This window comes from Flavobacterium sp. SORGH_AS_0622, from assembly GCF_030818825.1.
Classification (GTDB): Bacteria; Bacteroidota; Bacteroidia; order Flavobacteriales; family Flavobacteriaceae; genus Flavobacterium.
In genome coordinates this window covers 3675991-3693884 of the sequence record NZ_JAUTAX010000001.1, presented here as the reverse complement: position 1 = coordinate 3693884, position 17894 = coordinate 3675991, and the positions used below count along the sequence as shown (strand labels likewise).

Annotated in this window: 17 protein-coding genes; 7 read left to right on the top strand and 10 right to left on the bottom strand. The window is 34.2% G+C overall.

The window, feature by feature from the left end; translation table 11 throughout:
• Positions 1–109: 109 nt before the first annotated feature.
• From QE431_RS15495 to QE431_RS15450, 10 genes are all read right to left on the bottom strand, one after another.
• Positions 110–1732 (bottom strand): sulfatase-like hydrolase/transferase, encoded by a 1623-nt coding sequence (locus QE431_RS15495; protein ID WP_307297510.1) that lies wholly within the window; start codon positions 1730–1732, stop codon positions 110–112.
• A 181-nt stretch (positions 1733–1913) separates the two neighbouring features.
• Entirely contained in the window at positions 1914–2630 is a 717-nt protein-coding gene (locus tag QE431_RS15490) for a thioredoxin domain-containing protein (protein WP_281866229.1), read from the bottom strand.
• A 4-nt stretch (positions 2631–2634) separates the two neighbouring features.
• A complete protein-coding gene (locus QE431_RS15485; RefSeq protein ID WP_307297505.1) occupies positions 2635–3693 on the bottom strand; it encodes a sterol desaturase family protein in 1059 nt (352 codons plus the stop codon).
• Positions 3694–3933: 240 nt separating this feature from the next.
• Positions 3934–4527, bottom strand: coding sequence for a DUF1214 domain-containing protein (locus tag QE431_RS15480; protein ID WP_134140032.1), 594 nt, complete (start codon positions 4525–4527; stop codon positions 3934–3936).
• An 18-nt stretch (positions 4528–4545) separates the two neighbouring features.
• Positions 4546–5097 carry a DUF1254 domain-containing protein gene (locus tag QE431_RS15475; RefSeq protein WP_307297501.1) on the bottom strand — a complete coding sequence of 184 codons (552 nt, stop codon included), beginning with the start codon at positions 5095–5097 and terminating at the stop codon, positions 4546–4548.
• A gap of 98 nt (positions 5098–5195) precedes the next feature.
• Entirely contained in the window at positions 5196–5495 is a 300-nt protein-coding gene (locus QE431_RS15470; protein WP_307297499.1) for a hypothetical protein, read from the bottom strand.
• Complete coding sequence (locus QE431_RS15465) at positions 5482–7119, bottom strand: arylsulfatase (protein ID WP_307297496.1); 1638 nt, start codon at positions 7117–7119, stop codon at positions 5482–5484. Before QE431_RS15465 ends, QE431_RS15470 begins: the two co-directional genes overlap by 14 nt.
• A 31-nt stretch (positions 7120–7150) precedes the next feature.
• Positions 7151–8623 carry a RagB/SusD family nutrient uptake outer membrane protein gene (locus QE431_RS15460; RefSeq protein WP_307297494.1) on the bottom strand — a complete coding sequence of 491 codons (1473 nt, stop codon included), beginning with the start codon at positions 8621–8623 and terminating at the stop codon, positions 7151–7153.
• A 16-nt stretch (positions 8624–8639) separates the two neighbouring features.
• Entirely contained in the window at positions 8640–9494 is an 855-nt protein-coding gene (locus QE431_RS15455; protein ID WP_307297491.1) for a hypothetical protein, read from the bottom strand.
• Positions 9415–11766: a SusC/RagA family TonB-linked outer membrane protein gene (locus QE431_RS15450; RefSeq protein WP_307297488.1), complete on the bottom strand. Its 2352-nt coding sequence runs from the start codon at positions 11764–11766 to the stop codon at positions 9415–9417. Before QE431_RS15450 ends, QE431_RS15455 begins: the two co-directional genes overlap by 80 nt.
• A gap of 926 nt (positions 11767–12692) precedes the next feature.
• On the opposite strand from QE431_RS15450, the gene glp reads away from it, so the two are divergent.
• The 7 genes from glp (at position 12693) to QE431_RS15415 (ending at position 17883) form a co-directional block, all read left to right on the top strand.
• The gene (gene glp, locus QE431_RS15445; RefSeq protein ID WP_307297486.1) at positions 12693–13865 is read left to right on the top strand and encodes a gephyrin-like molybdotransferase Glp; all 1173 of its coding nucleotides are present in this window, start codon (positions 12693–12695) and stop codon (positions 13863–13865) included.
• Between the two features lie 112 nt (positions 13866–13977).
• On the top strand, positions 13978–14724 hold the full coding sequence (locus QE431_RS15440) for a sulfite exporter TauE/SafE family protein (protein WP_057116588.1): 747 nt from the start codon (positions 13978–13980) through the stop codon (positions 14722–14724).
• Positions 14725–14821: 97 nt separating this feature from the next.
• Positions 14822–15394, top strand: a complete 573-nt coding sequence (locus QE431_RS15435; RefSeq protein WP_057116587.1) for a molybdenum cofactor guanylyltransferase — start codon at positions 14822–14824, stop codon at positions 15392–15394.
• Positions 15395–15399: 5 nt separating this feature from the next.
• Entirely contained in the window at positions 15400–16188 is a 789-nt protein-coding gene (gene cobA, locus QE431_RS15430; RefSeq protein WP_307297481.1) for a uroporphyrinogen-III C-methyltransferase, read from the top strand.
• Between the two features lie 2 nt (positions 16189–16190).
• Positions 16191–16430: a MoaD/ThiS family protein gene (locus QE431_RS15425; RefSeq protein ID WP_307297479.1), complete on the top strand. Its 240-nt coding sequence runs from the start codon at positions 16191–16193 to the stop codon at positions 16428–16430.
• Positions 16431–16435: 5 nt separating this feature from the next.
• Complete coding sequence (moeB, locus tag QE431_RS15420) at positions 16436–17521, top strand: HesA/MoeB/ThiF family protein (RefSeq protein ID WP_307297477.1); 1086 nt, start codon at positions 16436–16438, stop codon at positions 17519–17521.
• Between the two features lie 8 nt (positions 17522–17529).
• Positions 17530–17883 (top strand): lysozyme inhibitor LprI family protein, encoded by a 354-nt coding sequence (locus QE431_RS15415; protein ID WP_307297475.1) that lies wholly within the window; start codon positions 17530–17532, stop codon positions 17881–17883.
• Positions 17884–17894 lie beyond the last annotated feature (11 nt).

Below are 17894 nucleotides of genomic sequence, written 5' to 3'. Positions count from 1 at the left end.
TTTTCTTTCCTGCAAGGTTTTTAAAACCTCGTAGGTATTAATTTTAGATTTGAATTTTAGATTAAACCCGACAGATTTTTAAAACCTGTCGGGTTTGTGTAAAGGATGATTAGAGGTCTACAAAGTATTTTTGTTTTCCAAAATCAAATTCATAATAGGTTAGATTTGGCCAAAGCGGATCAATCAAACCTTTTTCCCAAGTTTGTAAAGCAGTTTGTAATTCTTTTACCTTTTCTGGATTTTTCTGCGCTAGATCTGTTGTTTCAAATTTATCAGAAGCAAGATTATACAGCCAATTTTCATGTGTTTTGCCGCTAATGATTAATTTCCAGTCACCGCTTCTAATCGCTTTTGCATCGCCCGAGCGCCAGTATAAATCTTTGTGGGCTGTTTTATTTTCATTTACTGTTGCAACTAAATCTACCCCGTCATAAACTCTATCTTTTGGCAAATCAGAATGTATGGCTGCGGCAATTGTGGTGAAAAAATCTAAAGTACTAACCGGTTTTTTGTAAACCGTATTTGGTTTGATTTTCCCTTTCCACGAAAGTGCAAAAGGAACATTTATACCGCCTTCAAAATGAGAAAATTTACCGCCCTTTAACGGTGCATTTGTTGTCGCAAAAGTATAATCGGCGCCGCCATTATCACTAGCAAAAATTATTAAAGTATTATCTTCTAAACCTTCTTTTTTCACTTTTGCACGAATTCTTCCAATCGCATCATCCAAAGCGCTGATCATCGCAAAATAAACACGTTTATTCTCGTCTTTTACATTCGGAAAACGATCGTAATATTTTTTTCGAACCTGAAATGGCGTGTGTGGTGCATTAAAAGGAATGTACAGCAAAAAAGGTTTGTTTTTATTTTTATCGATAAAAGCTTCAGCTTCGTCAGCAAATTTTTCTGTTAAATACGCTTTTTCATCAATTATGGTGTTGTCTCGGCGAATTTGTCCAATTCCTACACGGCCTTTTCCCCAAATTGTTTTATCGGTAAAATCTTTATGATGATGGTTGATAATATCAGGATTATTGTCTTCTGGAGCATATAATGAAAAAGCCTGATAAAATCCGTAATGGTAATCGAAACCTCTGTCCAGCGGAAAAAATCCTTTGTTATGTCCCAAATGCCATTTCCCGATAATACCGGTGCTGTAACCTTGTCTTTTGGCTAAATCGGCAAAAGTAATTTCAGATTTTGGCAAACCCTGCGTTGCAATAGAGGCATCATTTGGATATTCGATCTTATCATTTAATTTCCAATTATTGGTATCCAGCAAATATTTAAAAGCATAATATTCTAAGTTATTTTTAGGATAACGATCGCCTGGCTGATATTCATGTCCAAAACGTTCCTGATATCTTCCTGTGATTAATCCAGCTCTCGAAGGCGAACAAATCGCAGCCGATGCATATCCATCTGTAAATGTAACTCCGGATGCTGCCAGAGAATCAATCTGTGGTGTTGGAGTCGATTTTCCGCCGTAGAGCGAAATATCATATTTGCCTAAATCATCGGCTAAAAGAATAATAATATTGGTCTTTTTTCCAGAAACGGAATCTGCAGCAGCTTTTGATGCTAAAAATTCTTTTTTGCCTTCGGCAAGTTTTTGATCTTCTTTTACTAAGGTTTCATTGGTATTGATGGGCCAGAATAGAAAGGCGGCTAGGATAAGCAGAATAATTAAAATAGGGATAACGATCTTGGTTATTTTTTTATATGCTGGCATATTGGTTTTGGTTAGTTATTTTTGAATTTTATGCGCATTTTTTCATTTCGAAGAATCTTTAAAAGTGGTCTTTCAAATATTGTCGATTTTGATAGCGTGGCTTCGACTTCGCTCAGCCTGACATAAAGCGGATGTGTTTTAGTTAATTAGATGAACTTCTTCAGAAGTAAAAAATCAAGTATTATTTCGAAGCCAATGCAACATCAACTTCATTTTTTAAATCGCTGATGCCTTCTTTTTTAAACACAATTTTTCCATCTTGGTATAAGAGTAAAGTTGGAAAAACTTTAATTGTTTTTAGATCTGCAATAACCTGCGGACTATCTTCTAATTCGATTTCTACGATTTTTAAATTCGAACTATATTCTCCTCTAATCGTTTCTAAAACAGGTTTTACTTTTTTACACGGACCACAATATTTGGAACCAATATCTACTAAAACCGTTTTGTTATCTGCAATTATTTTATTGAATTCTTTTAAGGATAATTTGCTTTTAAGATTGGAATAAAACGGTTTTCCGCCGCCAATCCAATTTGCAATACCGCCTTCTAAGCTATACGCTTCTGAAAATCCCGTTTTTAGTAATTCTTTTTCTAAAATAACACTTCTGCCGGCTCCAATAGAATAGATAAAAACAGGTTTAGATTTATCTAGTTTAGCCACATATTGGTCATAATTTTCAGATTGAAGGTTGAAATTTACAGCACCTTCAATATGATTTAAAGCAAATTCTTCTGGCGTTCGCGCGTCTACAATCTGCGGATTTTTTTGACTTTTTATTTTCGAATAAAATGAATCTAACGATAATGAACTATGATTTTCATTTTGCGAAAAAGCAGCAACTGCCCATACAAAGGCAATTGCTGTTATACTGGTTTTTAAGATTTTATTTCTCATACCATTACGCTTGTTCTAGTACTGGAGCTTGCGGTTGTTCTTCAGAAACTGGTTTGGCTTTTATTGGTAGTGACAATACACCTTCTGCAAGAGAACTTCCTTCTTTTTTAGACTTGAAAATTGGCCATAAAAATTGTGCGTACCATTCTTCTTGTTTGTATGATTTTGTTCCGTATGATTCTGGGAATTTACGAGTGATTAATCCAGTTCCGAAGATTACATCCCAGATAAAAAACATGTTTCCGAAGTTTCCTTTAAAATGTCCAACGCCATCTCCGCTTGTATCTGCGTGGTGTGCGTGGTGGGTTGCTGGAGTAGAAATCAATCTTTCTAAAACCCATGCAATTGGATGCAAAACTTTGTATTTGTAAAATGGCTTGTCCCAAGCAATACTTGAATGTGCGCCCAAAGTGATGAAACTTTTAATTACTAAAACAAATAAAGCTGGTAACCCTAAACCTAAATACGTTAATGTTGCTGTCAAATAAATTTGAGAAAAGAAAACCGTGTAAATAAAGTTTTGTCTAGAAGCCATCGCCATTCCCATGTATGGAGCTGAGTGATGTGTTCTGTGAAAACGCCATAAAAACGGAACTTGGTGGTGCAGTCTATGATACCAATACTGCGTTAAATCGTCTGCAATTGCGATTAGGAAAAACCCTCCCCAAAACGGAACCCATGCTAATGAATTTGCCAAGTTTGGAAGTAAATAAGGTAAAGCTGTTAAACTAAAAAAGGCAATTACCGGCGGTAAAAGTAATTTTGGAGCTAAAAAACAAACGATATCAATTTTACGTTCTTCGCCTGTCCATTCGTCATCGTACAAACCTGCTGCAAATTCGATAACTCCCAAAACCAGCATAAAAACCGTTAATCCCCAGGTGCGGATATTTTCAAAAGCAGGTTTTGCGAATTCTAAAAATCCATGAAGCGCAATATGAGAATCAGTTACTGATCCGCCTGTTAGTTTAAAATAAAGGTAAATTGCCAATACCGGCAATGAATAGATGAAAAAACTTATCGTTAAATCTCTTGTTAATTTTTCTTTTTGAACTATTGCCATGATTTCTTATTTTAAAAATTGATTAATTAATGCTAATCCTCCAGCTAAAATTACCAGCGGAACTAAAAATAGGATTGCCCCAACGACAATCTTTTTCCCTATGATTTCATAATCTACTCGTTTCATATCTTTTTGAATTTTAATTCTTTAATGTAAAAATAAATAATTTAACTGCTAATTCTATGGATTTAGTAGAGTTTTATTTTTTATTTTTTCATTAATTTGTTAGAATTTGTTGTTTTACTTCACTTTTTGAATGGTTGGAAGTGTTTCAACGGTTAAATTTTCTCTCAATTTTTCTGATGGTAAATACAAACGAATGATCAAACTCGTTTTTTGAACATTGTTAATAGGAAGCCAGTTTTCTTTTTTTTCTGTACCCGAAAGGTTGATTTTATAAGAAGTGCTGTCGGCCTCATATTTTACATCTTCAAGATTATAGCCGTATTTGTTGATTGGGTTTTTAATTAAAAAACCATTTTCATCATAAGCCGTAATGCTCCAGTATTTTGCATCAAGTTTTTTTCCGTTAATCACATAATCCGATTTTGGGTCTAATGCATTTCCTTCGCTGTCTGTATTTGTACTCAGGTAAATTACTTCTTTTTTAGTCAATGCATAAGGTCCGTAAACTGCTACTTGTGCAATTGTCAGCAAATCAGCTGTGTTGAGGTCTTTGTCTTTATCAACTGTCTGCCAGTTTCCAATTTTGCGCTGTGAATCACTTTTTCCTGATTTGATATTATAAATACCAATGCCGCTTCCTAAAACTACAGCTAAAAGAATTAATCCTAATCCGATTGCTATTTTTTTAATTTTTTGATTTAAAGCCATTTTTATTTGATTTTAAAATTACTTCGCTAATTTCTCTACCGTAACGCCATGCTGTAATTCGGCCAGCGTTTTTACGGGATACGCTTTTGAAACTAAATAACGAAACAGAATCAATCCTTTTGTCGTTGGACTGTAAATGATTTTTTCTTTCGGAACATTTTTTAAAACTTCTGAAGTACTTCCTTCTAGAGCTAAATAATATTCAAATTTTGCTTTTACTTTTTCTTCGTTTTCTACAAAATAATTGGTTGTATTTTCTTGGTATGCAGATATTGACCAATAAGTAGAATCAGGAACAACGCCAGAGATTTTTAATACATTCTCTTTCAAATCATAATTAATTGTAGAATACAAGAAATCAGGATTTGGAAGCGGAATTACTCTGCTGTTTTCTGCATTTGGCTGATTTCCAAATCTTGGCACATTTACGTAACCGGCACTTTTTTCTGCAAATTTACTTTGCACATAATAGGGAGTTGCCCATATTGTTAAGTAGTAAAAAGTGACTGCGATTACTACAAGCACCAAGGCAAAAATGCTTTTTTTGATAATTGGTTTTGTTGCTGCCATAATTTATTTTTTTAGTTAATGATTTTCAAATCTTCTAAAATAATTTGTTGAGATTGAGAACCTGCAAGATTTGGAAAGTCTTGCAGGTTTGGTAATTCTTATTTAGAAGTACTTTCTGTATCTCCAGATTTAGTTACTTGTTTAATCAAATCAGAAACTGTTTTTCCTTTATCGGCTCCTGTATTATGGATTCGTCTGTTGTACACATCCTGCCAGTCTATTAACGGGTAAACGTTGTTTTCTTTTGCCTGTTCATCAAACAATTTTTGAAGTTCAGCAAGTTTCTCAGGATATTTTTTCGCAAGATTATTACGCTCGTTAAAATCTTCGTTTAAGTTGTACAATTCCCAAACATCAGTATCGAAATTACTTGGTGCAGGCTTTTCATTTTTTACCAAAAGCTTTTTTAACGGCAAACGAATCTGGAAGATGTGCTGCTCCAGCTTTCCAACCATCTTTGTAAATTGCTCTGTTTCCGAAGATATAGTAATATTGAACTTTGTGTAAAGATTCTGCTTTCGGATTATCTAATGAGGCCTGGAATGAAGAACCTTGAATAATATCTTGCTTGATTCCTTTGATGTATTCTGGAGCTTTAATTCCCACAATATCCAATGTTGTTGGAAGCAAATCGGTTACGTGGCTGTATTGATTTCTAATACCGCCTTTGTCTTTAATTCCGTTTGGATAAAAAACAATTAACGGATTATGTGTTCCTCCTTCAGATTGGGCATCTTGTTTCCAGTTTTTAAACGGAACATTCGTTGCTTGAGCCCATCCTAACGGATAATTGGTATTTAAACCTTTTGGCGTACCTATTTCATCAATATTCGCTAAGTTTTTCTTCAAATTTTCCTCGTCAGATACACCTTGAGAAAACAAACTTTGATTGATTGTTCCTTCTGTAGTTCCTTCTTTACTAGCTCCGTTATCTCCAATCGCTACAAAAATCAAAGTATTGTCAAGCTGTCCGCTTTCTTTTAAATAATTTACAACTCTTCCAACTTCATAATCTGTATAAGTCAAGAAACCAGCGTAAACTTCCATAAATCTAGCATAAACTTTCTTTTGCTCTGGAGTCAGTTTTTTCCAATCTGTAATCAGTGGGTTGCGTTCTGGCAAGACAGCATTGGCAGGGATTACACCTAATTTCTTTTGGTTTGCAATTACTTTTTCACGGTAAACATCGTAACCTTCGTCAAATTTTCCTTTATAAGGATCGCTCCATTTTGTAGCAACTTGATGAGGTGCGTGCGCTGCTCCCGGTGCGTAGTATAAAAAGAATGGTTTTCCAGGTGCGGCTTTTTGTTGTTTTTGAATATAGCTGATTGCTTTGTCTGTAATTAATTCATTTAAATGACGTCCGTCAGGTTTAATATGAACTTGATCTTCAACCAAATCAGGATTGTATTGATCTGTCTGAGAACCTAAGAATCCGTAGAAATGATCGAAACCTTTTCCTGTCGGCCATCTGTCAAACGGACCTGCATCTGTAGCATCTTCATCTGGTGTTACACCATATTTACCAACGGCAAAAGTATTGTATCCGTTTTCACGTAAAATCTCAGCGATTGTACCTTTATCAGAAGGAATTCTTCCGTCCCATCCTGGGAAACCAGCAGATAAAATAGTGTGAGAAAATCCGCTTACGTGAACTCTTCCTGAATTTCTTCCTGTTAGTAATGCAGCACGTGTTGGAGCACAAATTGCAGTAGTATGGAAATTCGTATAACGTAAACCATTATTAGCCAGATTATCAAAAGTAGGTGTATTGATTAAACCTCCAAAAGTACTTGCAGCACCAAATCCAACGTCATCCAATAAAATCCAAACAATATTTGGAGCACCTTTTGGAGCTTTTACTGGTTCTGGCCAATATTCTTTAGAATCAGCCAAAGTTTTGCCAACAGTTCCTTTAAATTCTGTGTTTTCTTGTGCAAACCCGATCTGGACGGCTAGAAAAGCGGTAAACAAAAGCCCCGTTTTTGGACTTTTGTTTAAAAGGTTATTTAATTTTTTCATGATTTTATAGTTTTTTTAGTTACTTTTTAGATTAATATCCAGGGTTTTGAGGTAAACCGTCAGGGTTAATATTTCGTTCGCTTTGAGGAATTGGATAAAGATTATTTCTTTCTGAAACCGAATTTTTAGCCGTTACTTTTTTCACTTCAGTAACCAGAGTTCCCCATCTTACCAAGTCGAACCAGCGCTGTCCTTCCTGAACAAATTCTTTTTTACGTTCTTCCTGAATTGCCGCTCTAAACGTTGTCTGGTTCAGCCCAGCCAAATCAACAGCTGCATCTGGAGTCGTAATTGGCTTTCCAAAAGCTCTTCTTCGTATCTGATTAATTAATTCGTAAGTTTCTGCAGTTGGTCCGCTTTGTTCATTTATCGCTTCCGCTAAAGACAATAAGATGTCGGCATAACGAATAATTGGAAAGTTGATAGCGACATTTCCAGGTGTTGCTAAATTGGTTAAATCCAAGTATTTTTTGAAAATTGGTTTCGGAAATGTGTATAGCGTTCCAGTTGTGGGATTCAGCAATTGCTTGGCGTAACTCACATCTCTTCTTTTATCTCCAGGCGCATAAATGTCATAAAACAATGCTACGTCTGAGATAATATCTGCTGGTTCTGTTGCAGTAAATCCAGTAAATGATGTTGATTGAAAAGTACTTCCGCTAGATCCGTTTCCTGCTTGATTAGGTTCAAACTGAACAGAAAAAATATGCTCTTTTCCGTTCTTTTTAGTTTTTGTGAAGATATCTTGAAAATCTTCAAACAAAGCATAACCATATCCGCCGTTAATTACTTCTCTAGCTTTTAAAATTGCATTTGGCCAGTCTTTTCTCGTCAAATAAACTTTTGCCAAAATTGCTTTTGCAGCTCCAGAAGTTGCACGGCCGGCATCTGCAGCAGTGTAAGTAGGAGGTAAAGCTTCAGCATCAGTCAAGTCTTGAATAATCTGAGTATAAACTTCTTCTACAGTTGCTCGGTTAGTTTTTAAGTCTCCTAAATTAATAGATTTTGCTTCGTGTAAAACAATTGGGACACCGCCCCAAAGACGCACTGCTTGAAAATACAATAATCCTCGTATGAATTTTGCTTCATTGATTAGTCTAGTTTTGATTACTTCATTTCCAGCTACTTTCGGGATATTATCAATCGACACATTCGCTCTGTTGATTCCATTGTAAATTTGTCTCCAAGCTACTTGAACACGGTCATTTGTTGCATCATGCGTTAAACTGCTCATTGCTCTAACTTGCGGATTTGTAGCAGAAACTCCAGCTGCAGCATAATCTGAACCCATATCTGTTAAGAAATAAAGGTTTCTTCCAAACAAACTCTGCTCTCCCGGATCAATACTTAACGAAGCGTAAACTGCAGTTACACTCGCTACAGCATCATCCTGGGTTATAAAGTAATTGTCTTCTGTTACAAAAGAGGTAGGCGTTACCTCTAGTTCCGTGCACGATACAAGTAAACCTGCACTAAAAAGGAATGTTATAATAATCTTTTTCATTTTATATTTTTTTTACTTAGAAAGTTACGTTCAAGCCCGAGATGAATGTTTTAGAGTTTGGATAAGAACCAAAATCAATTCCCGGATATAAGTTGTTTTGTTCGTATGAACTTACCTCTGGATCATAACCAGTGTATTTTGTCCACGTAATTAGGTTTTCTGCTGAGATATAAAATTTCACGCTTTTTGTTCCTAATTTTTTAGAAACGCTTTTTGGTAAAGTATATCCTAATGTGATTAATTTTAATCTTAAGAAAGAAGCATCTTCTACATAGCGCTCAGAAACAATTCCTAATGGGGAACTTGTTGCCCTAGGAATTTCATTGCTTGGGTTTGTTGGTGTCCAGCGATCATTTAAAGTAGATGCTGCATTTGTTCCCAGCGTAGAAATTTCTAACTGCTGATTTAAAGCATTGAAAATTTTACCGCCATAAGATCCTTGAAAAGAGAAGTTTAAGTCAAAATCGTGGTAAGATATCGTGTTGCTGAAACTTCCAACAAATTTTGGCTGAGACGTTCCTAAATTTCCTTTGTCCAAAGCATTAATTACGCCATCTCCATTTGCATCAACATATTTTCTGTCTCCGACTTTTGTATTGGCTAAACTGTTAATTTTTGGCTGTGTATTTACTTCTTCCTGAGTTTGGAAAATCCCGTTTGTTTTATATCCCCAGAAGCTTCCCAAAGGCAGACCAACTTTTACAATAACAGGCTGCTGCTGTAGTAGAGAACCATTTGGAACTACAGGGAAAAATTCATTAACGCCATTTCCTATTTCTGTAACTTTATTTTTATTGGCAGAAAATACGATGTTTGAATTCCAAGCGAAATTTTCTGTTTTGATGTTTTCTGTTGTCAAACCAATTTCCAAGACCTTTATTTTCAACACCTCCAATATTTTGAAGAACAGTTGCATAACCCGAACTCAATGGAACTGGTACATTGATTAACAAATCTTTTGTTTTTTTGTAATACACATCAAATACAAAATTGATTTTTCGATCTAATAATGATAAATCCAATCCAACATTATATTGATTTGTTTTTTCCCATCTCAAATCTGGATTTGCCAATCGGGTAGGAGCCAATCCGGTATACAATGTACCTCCAAAAGAATAGTTTACAGAACCCATTGAAGCCAGCGAAAGATAATTTCCAATTTCCTGATTTCCTGTTGTTCCAGCAGTAATTCTAAGTTTAGCTTCTGTTACACCTTTAATGTTATTTGCAAATTCCTCGTCAGTAATATTCCATGAGAATCCAGCAGAAGGGAAGTAACCCCAAAGTGATTCAGAACCAAATCTAGAAGAACCATCTGCACGTCCAGAGACTGTGAAGTTGTATTTTCCTTTATAAGAGTAATTTACTCTTGCCAGCCATGATTTTAAAACACTTTCGTAAGCATCGCTGTATGGTTTTACTGGCACACCATCTTGCAAAGCATTGTATGTATTAGCATCATTTACAAATGTCTGTGCTCCTGCATTCACAACTTCTCCTTTTGTATATTGAAGTGTATAACCTCCTAAAGCAGAGAATTTATGATTTTCGCCAAAATTTGTATTGTAGTTTAAGGTATTTTCATTTAAAACAGAACTTACAGCTCTTTCACCAACAGAAGCTAAACCTTTTGTTCCTGCACCATTTGATGTGTTTGCAGGAGCGTAGTAATTTTGTTTTGTATTGATGACATCACCACTTACTGCAACTTTAGCCGTTAATTTTTTAGTGATTTTGTATTCACCAAATAAGCTGGTTAAAATTCTATTGATTTTAGTTTCGTTAGTGGTATTTTCTAAATCATTAATGGGGTTAGGAACATAACCATTTACAGAAGTAGCGTAAGGATTATTGGTAACATTATAACTTCCGTTGTCATTTTTTATAGGCACTACTGGAGCAGTCAATAGAACACCAACTAAAGGATTTGGATTTCTTCCTCCACTGCTGCTGGCACCTACTCCATTTGATACTGAATTGGTATAATTAGCATTTACACCAAATTTGAAATTCTGAGAATAATTTCTTTCGTAGTTAGCACGAAGTGAAATACGTTTAAAATCACTACCCAAAACAATTCCGTCTTGATCAAAATAACCAGCAGATATGGCATATCTTGATCTTTCATCACCTCCAGAAAAAGACAAGTTATGACTTTGTATTGGTGCTGCAGTTACAAATGCCGCAGACTGCCAGTCATAATTTCCAGAAGTTTTTAAGGCTTCTATCTGCGCTGCAGAAAAAGAAGGCGCCTGACCAATACTGGCTTGAACATCGTTTCTTAAACTTGCCCATTCGCTGGCATTCATTATCCTAAGTTTTTTCGAAATATTCTGAAATCCAAAATAACCTTGATACGAAATATTATCTTGTCCCTTTGTCCCTTTTTTAGTGGTAATAATTACTACACCATTGGCACCTCGAGAACCGTAAATTGCTGTTGCAGAAGCATCTTTCAATACTTCGATTGATTCAATATCAGCAGGGTTGATAGTTGACAAAACGTTAACACTAGAACCTGCATAAGCTACTCCCGCAGAGCTGTTAGAATTATCATTGTAAATTAAGATTCCATCTACAACATACAGCGGTTCATTACCAGCAGTTATAGAGTTTCCTCCACGAATACGAACACTAGAAGAAGCACCAGGACGTCCAGAACTTTGCGTAACTACCACGCCAGAAATAGCGCCTCTTAAAAGATTATCTGCCGAAGAAGTTACCTGAGATAAATTAGCTTTAGGCACAGAAGCTACAGAACCTGTAATGTCTTTTCTTTTCTGAGTTCCGTATCCAACAACTACTAATTCATCAAGTTCTTGGCGTTCTTCTTTAAGACTAATGGTAACTGGATTTTTTTCAACAATAATTTCTGCTTTTTTATATCCAATGTAACTTACAAGTAAAGTATATGGAAATTTTTGTCCTGTCTGAAAATAAAATTTTCCTTCCGCATCTGTCACAACGCCGTGAGTTGTTCCTTTAATTGTAACAGATGCTCCTATAATTGGCTGATTTGTAATAGCGTCTACAACAGTTCCGTCAAGTTTAGACTGTATAAGAGGTGTAGTATTTTGGGCATGTATTCCCGCCGTTATGAAGAGTAGAAACAGCGGTATGTATATGTTTAACTTTTTTTTCATTTCTTTGTACTGGTTTTAAGTAATTAACAAGACGCCCTGAGCACTGTTTATACAGCACTCTAAAAGTGTTCTTGATTTAGTGATAAATGTTCTTTAAGCCTTGCCATTTCTGTTGCCGCAGAAATGGCTTTTTTTATTTACAGCAGCAGGTTTGCATTGTTTTCATTTTAGTTTTTTTAGTTGTTAGTTATTTAAATTATTGAATAATAGGTGTGGTTTCAAGAATCCATCCAACGCAGAAAATGCATCAGAAAGATTTTTGGGTAAAATTCAGTAAATATTTTTTTGATAGTGTTTTTAAGAAATTTGCTGTAACAGAATATCAAATAGCAAATAAAATAAAAGTAGGTTTTAGCAACAGAAGCACATATAACAGCAAGTGTTATAAGTGTACTTTTTAGGAAGAATGTAATACGATATGCTTTCTGTTGTTTTCACAATAATAGTTTTTATGGTTTGAAATATTATTTTAAACTCTACTAATCCTATAGACAAAGTTAATTTTTATATAATAAAAACCAAAAGTTTGTTGATTTTTTTTTGAAAAAACTTCGCTTATATATACCGTTTAAACTTCTATTGTATTTGTTAAGCCCTTATTTTAAAGAGATTTCAAAAGAACATATACTTCGAACATTTGTTAAAATAAATTTTTCCTGCTGGTTGAAATGTAGTATTTTACATTATTTTAAACCTCAATTTTAAGGTTTTTAATGTCTCATATTCAGGCAAAAAATGTTAAAAACTATCATATAGCCTTTTTCAAATTAAAAAACAGATTAATTGTAATGAAATTTTAAAGTTGATTTTGAATAAATTAAAGTAATTTTATAAAGACGAAAAAGAAAATTCAAAATTTGATCCATCCTAATATTAAATACTTATATTTGTAATAAGTATTTATACTTAGTTTAACTAAATAAATAATGATAGAAGTAAAAGAAGCTTTAGAAATTGTAGCAGCGAATAGTAATGCTATGCCAACGCAGAAAATTAAAGTACAGAAAGCGCGAGGCTATGTCGTGGCAGAAACAATTTACTCGCCAATTTCTATGCCTCCTTTTCGTCAATCTGCAATGGATGGGTATGCTTTTACGCACAGTATAAGACATCAATACGATATTGTAGGGATTTCTCAGGCTGGAGATCACTCCAATATCAAACTAAAACAAAATGAAGCCATCAGAATATTTACTGGTGCCTATGTTCCAGACGATGCTGATACAGTGGTAATGCAGGAGCATGTAATGGCCAATACAGATTCAATTCTAATTGCTCAAATGCCAGAGAAAAATACAAATGTTCGTGCAAAAGGAGAGCAAATTGGCAAAGGTGATGTTGTTTTCGAACCTAATACTTTGCTGACTCCTGCCGCAATTGGATTTCTAGCTTGTTTGGGAATTACAGAAATTGAAGTGTATAAAAAACCAAAAGTAAGTATTTTAGTTACTGGAAATGAATTAGTAGAGCCTGGAAAAAAACTAAAAAAAGGAAAAATATTCGAAAGTAATTCTATTATGCTTCAGGCAGCACTTGAGACAATTGGAATCGAAAAAACGAAAGTTTACAGAGTAAAAGATAATCTAAAAGCCACGAAGAAGGCATTAAAATCAATTTTAAAAAAGAATCATATCGTATTAATTTCGGGTGGAATTTCTGTAGGTGATTATGATTTTGTAAAAGAAGCATTATTGAAAAATGGAGTAGAAGAACTATTTTATAAAATCAATCAGAAGCCTGGAAAACCAATGTTTTTTGGATCTAAAAAAGAAACTTTAGTTTTTGCACTTCCAGGAAATCCAGCTTCGTCATTGACTAATTTTTATATTTATGTTTTGCCGGCAGTGAAAAATAAAATGGGTTTTTCTGAAATTCATAAACCAAAAGTAGTTCGAAAACTAAATTCTGAAATCAAAAATGATACAGAAAAAACGTTGTTCTTAAAAGCAAAATACGACGAAACAAACGTGACGATTTTAGATGGTCAAAGTTCGGCGATGCTTAACTCTTTTGCTATTGCAAACGGATTGGTAATTGTAGAACAAGATGTAGAAAATATAAAAGAAGGACAATTAGTGACTATTTTGCCAATTGATTAGTTTTTTTTAAGAAGAAAGAAAATAGAGAAAAGAAAATAGAAGAGAGAAAATAGAAGAAGAAAATAGATTGAAGCAAAAAAACGATTAAACAATTTAACAATTAAACCAAAAAATGAGTCTCCTTAGTTCCGAAAATATAGTATTATTCAGTTTCGCCTTAATCGTTATTGCGTTTTTATATTCAAGTGTTGGGCACGGGGGAGCTTCGGGTTATTTGGCTTTGATGAGCATTTTTGCGTTTCCTATTTCGATTATGAAACCATCTGCTTTATTGTTAAATTTATTTGTTTCCAGTATTTCATTTTTGTTTTACTACCGAAATAATTATTTTAAACCAAAGCTCTTTTATCCGTTTGCAATTGCGTCTATTCCTGCGGCATTTATTGGTGGTTTTATAACTTTAGATAATACAATTTACAAAATAGTTTTAGGAATTGTTCTCGTATTTGCGGCATTAAGATTATTCGGGATATTTAATTTTAAAGAGAAAGAAGAAGTAAAAATTAATTTACCTTTTGCATTATTAATTGGTTTTACCATCGGATTATTGTCCGGCATGCTGGGAATTGGAGGCGGAATAATTTTAAGTCCGATTTTATTGTTTCTAGGATGGGCTTCTGTTAAAGAGTCGGCAGCGATTTCGAGTTTATTCATTTTTGTAAATTCATTTGCAGGAATGCTGGGATTCTTTTTAGGAGGAAAAACAATTCCTATAGAAAGTTTTTATTTAGTTCCAATTGCCGTAGTAGGAGGAATGCTAGGCGGATTTTATGGAAGTGGTTCTTTTTCTAACCGAACATTAAAAATGGTTTTAGGAACAGTCATTTTGATGGCAAGTATTAAATTGATTTTTCCTTGAAACTAAAATATTAAATGATTGCTATATGAAACATAGCCGACGGTTTCGACCATCGGGATAAAGATTGGCAACCTGAAACGTGAAACAAAAAAAAGTCATGGAAGCATTAACAGTATTTATTCTTTGCGGCGGAAAAAGCTCAAGAATGCAGTCAGAAAAAGGATTGGTTTTGTTTCAGGATAAACCATTCATTGATCACATTATTCAGGCGATTCTGCCCATTACAAATCAAATAAAATTAATCACAGCATCTAAAGACTATGATTATCTGGAATATGAAAAAATACCAGATTTGATTGTGGATAAAGGTCCGCTGGGTGGAATTTACACAGCATTATCTCATTCTGAAACCGAATTTAATCTGATTTTAAGTTGTGATATTCCCTTGATTTCAACCGAATTATTGCAGGAATTAATCTCAAAACATACCAAAGAAGCTGGAATTACAATTTTTGCTTCAGAAAGTAAAACACATCCTTTAATTGGTATTTACTCGAAAAATATTGTTCCGGTAATAAAAGAAGCAATCGATTCTGATGAATTGAAAATGATGGATTTGCTGGCCAAATTACCGCATCAGATTATAAAAATAGAAGAAAGTGAAAATTTTCCTTTAACCAATATTAATTCAATGGACGAATTAGATGACCTCAATATCAATTTAAGTTAATTACTATGCGAAACTTAAAAACACCAAAATTGACGATTGTAGGCGCAGGTCCTGGAGACGTCGAATTGATCACAATGAAAGCCATAAAAGCACTGAAAAATGCAGACGTAGTTTTGTACGATGCTTTGGTTAACGAGGAATTATTAAACTACGCAGCAAATGCAGAAATTGTTTTTGTTGGAAAACGTCTTGGCTGTCACGCCTACACACAAGATCAGATCAACGATTTGATTGTGAGTATGGCAAAAACCTACGGACATGTTGTCCGCTTAAAAGGCGGTGATCCTTTTGTTTTTGGGAGAGGAAGTGAAGAAATTGAATTTGCAGAACAATTTGGAATTGAAACAGCAATCGTTCCCGGCATTTCATCTGCATTAGGAGTTCCTGCATCGGTCGGAATTAGTTTAACACAACGTAAAGTTGCCGAAAGTTTCTGGGTAATTACAGGAACAACCTCAGATCATAAATTATCACAAGATGTGGAATTGGCTTCGAAATCGGCTGCGACCGTTGTGATTTTGATGGGAATGCATAAATTAGATGAAATCATTTCTATCTATCAGGAAAACAGAAATGATGATCTGCCAATTGCAATTATCCAGAATGGAACTAAAAATTCAGAGCAAAAAGTAATTGGAACTGTCAATACAATTAGTAAATTGGTATCTGAAAAAAATATATCATCACCAGCAATTATAGTTATTGGAGAAGTAGTGCGAAATACGTCAAGCTGGATTTCGTATTTTCAAGAACATTTTGATGACGAATTTATATTTCAGAATTTAAATTTATAAGAATGATCGAGGTAAAATATTTTGGAGCTGTTGCTGAAAAAACAAAATGTGAATTCGAAAAATTATCTTTTTCCGAAGAATTATCACTGCAACAATTATTGCAGGATTTAAACGAAAAATATGAATTTGAATCATTGAGTTTTAGCGTTGCAGTAAATCAAAAAATAGTTTCAAAAACTACAGATCGCATTTTGCAGGCAAGTGATATTGTGGCTTTATTGCCGCCATTTGCAGGAGGATAATACATATGGAAACATCAAATCGATATAACCGACAAATAATTCTTCCTGAAATAGGAGAGGAAGGACAATACAAATTACTGAAATCGAAAGTTTTGGTTGTTGGGGCTGGAGGTTTAGGCGCGGCAATTCTGCCCTATTTGGCTGCAGCAGGAGTTGGCGAAATCGGAATTATTGATGATGATCGTATTGAAATTTCAAATCTGCATAGACAGGTTATTTACAAAACTTCGGCCGTTGGAAAATCAAAAGCAAAAGAAGCCAAACTGATGATTTCAGAATTGAATCCGCAGGTAAAAGTAAAAGCATTTTCAGAGAAATTATCAGGGAAGAATGTTTTTAATTTATTTGAAAAATATGAGATAATTGTCGATGCAACAGACAATATTTCGATTAAATATTTAATTAATGATGCTTGTCTGGCTTTAAATAAGCCAATGGTTTATGGATCGATTTTTAGATTTCAGGGGCAGGTTTCAGTTTTCAATTATCAAAACGGGCCAACATACAGATGTTTGTATCCCGAGGAAAATAATAGTGCATTGAATTGTGAGGACGCTGGTGTAATTGGTGTTTCAGTTGGAATTATCGGAATGTTTCAGGCCAATGAAGTCATAAAAATGATTCTTGGAGTAGGAGAAGTTTTGAGTGGAAAGATTCTGATTTATAATATTTTGAATAATGAGCAACAGAAATATGATTTCGAAAAGAGCTCAAAAATAGAAATGACTAAAGAAGATTTCGAACAGAAATACAATTCATCTGAAAATGAGATTGAAGAAATAAAATTTGAGCTTATTTTTGATGAAATTGAAAATGATGAGGTTCTTTTTTTAGATGTTCGAAATGAAGACGAACTGCCAAAAATAAACTTGAAAAACAGCCTTCAGATTCCGTTGGTGAATCTAGAAAATGAAATTAAAAAACTGAATTCAAATCAAACGATTTACGTTTTCTGTCAATCTGGAATCAGAAGTAAAATCGCAGTTGAATTGCTTCAAAAGCATCAATTTAAAAATATAAAAAGCATTGCTGGAGGTGCTTTAGCAATGAAAGAATCGTTGCATGAAAAATCCATTCTAATTAATAAATAATAGCTACTATGAAAAAAGTTATTTTCGGATTGTTTTTATTTTTTTGTTTTTCTCAATTCGGTTTTTCACAAAACCAAGTTGATGCTACTGGTGAAACAGAGCTTTATGAAGCTTATGATAAAGCAGATAAAGAATTGAATAAAGTTTATAATCAGCTGAAAAATAAATTAGGAACAAAAGATCAGACAGCTTTAGTTGCTGCTCAAAAAGACTGGATAAAATTTAGAGATTCAAATTGTAAGTTTAAATGCTATTCTGAAGGTGACGGTGGTGTTATAGCAAATAAAATGTACACAGATTGTAGAATGCAGCTTACCATTAGCAGAACAAAGGAATTGAAAAGTTTGATGAACGGCTTTTAAAGTCCTTATTA